This is a genomic window from Vibrio sp. 10N.261.51.A4, from assembly GCF_041471945.1.
Classification (GTDB): domain Bacteria; phylum Pseudomonadota; class Gammaproteobacteria; order Enterobacterales; family Vibrionaceae; genus Vibrio; species Vibrio crassostreae_C.
Genome location: NZ_JBFRPJ010000070.1, coordinates 1 through 1,448, shown reverse-complemented (window position 1 = coordinate 1,448; position 1,448 = coordinate 1). Strand labels below are relative to the sequence as shown.

Sequence of the window (1,448 nt, the reverse complement as noted above, 5' to 3'; positions counted from 1 at the left end):
GCTTCGTAATCTTGCCCTGGGATTCATAGTGATCCGTGCCAGAAGTTTTGGACACTGAGTTAAGTTCCAGTACTCTGATACAGCGATTGAAACTGCCCTGATGATTAAGGGGATATTCTCTCTGCCATTACGTGCTCTTCAAGGTTTTATCAACTCTATCTTTGAGCTAATGGATGTTCCGCTGACCTCTCCTGGCTACACATGTATTAGTAAACGCTCGAAGACGGTTCAGGTCAAATATCGCAATAGGTCTAGAGGGGCTATTCACCATATAGCCATTGATTCGACAGGCCTCAAAGTCTTTGGTGAAGGTGAGTGGAAAGTAAAAAAGCATGGTGCAGAAAAACGAAGAACATGGCGTAAGCTGCACTTAGCTGTAGATGTGGATACTCACGAAGCGATTAGTGCGGAAGTCAGCCTTGTAAATGTTGGCTATAGTGAAGTGCTACCAACATTACTCAACCCTTTACGCAGAAAGGTTCATACCGAATCTACCTATGGAGCATATGACACAAAAAGTTGTCATGAAACCCTGAAAAATAAAGGCTGTACTCCGTTGATACCACCTCGAAAGAATGCAGTACATTGGGAGGATGGTCATCCCAGAAACGAAGCAGTAACGGCTCTGAAAAATGGGACAATATCGGAGTGGAAAACAGAGTCTGGTTATCACTATCGCTCAATATCTGAGACCGCAATGTCTCGATACAAGGGATTAACAAGCGGTAAATTGAGTTTGAGAAATTACAACGCTCAAGTGGGCAAAGTCTGAAAGTAATAGACTCAGAAAGCGTATTAATAATAACCAACAAAAGTCTGGTGAGTGTGTTACCTTGGTTGTTATCCCTACCGCTTAGTAGGGACTTCTTTTCTTTTCCGAACTCGCAAATCGGCACTCCTTAGTCGCCCTCCTAAGCCATACTGCAGGCTTTAATTATGTCCATCTCAACCGAAAAGTTAAGAAATATATTCAAACTCTCTAGAATTGAAAATGTAGATACCAACAACGTACCCCATATAGCTCCTTGGTTACCACTTGCTCAAAAAGTAAATCCGGTCATCCCTTCTGCAATTATATATTGCGAAGGTAATTTTGGTAAAATTGATGGTAAAACCGCTAATGGGTTAGTGAGGCATTCGTTAAGCTATCGTATTCTATCGGTTATTGATAGTGAGTCTGCTGGCTTAGATGCTGGTGAAGTTCTTGATAACAAAGCCAATGGAATACCGATCCTTGCCAATGCTGAAGAAGCTATCATTCACGCGGAAAGCATTCCCGATTATTTCATTTTTGGCATTGCGCCATCAAGTGGTTTTTTATCTGACTTAGATAAAAGCATCATTTTAAATGCCATGTCATTAGGAATGAACATCGTAAATGGCTTACATGAATTTCTAACCGACGATCCTCTGTTTTTAGAAGCCAGTTTAAAGAATAACGTTCGAAT

General features: G+C 41.2%; 1 protein-coding gene and 1 pseudogene. Both read left to right on the top strand.

All coding sequences use genetic code 11. The features are described from left to right. Window positions 1-64: 64 nt before the first annotated feature. Window positions 65-772, top strand: a pseudogene (locus tag AB4384_RS16040) (IS5 family transposase); the annotation flags it as partial. Between the two features lie 164 nt (window positions 773-936). Beyond that, on the top strand, window positions 937-1,448 hold a 512-nt coding region (locus AB4384_RS16035), incomplete at its 3' end, for a DUF1611 domain-containing protein (RefSeq protein ID WP_372129805.1).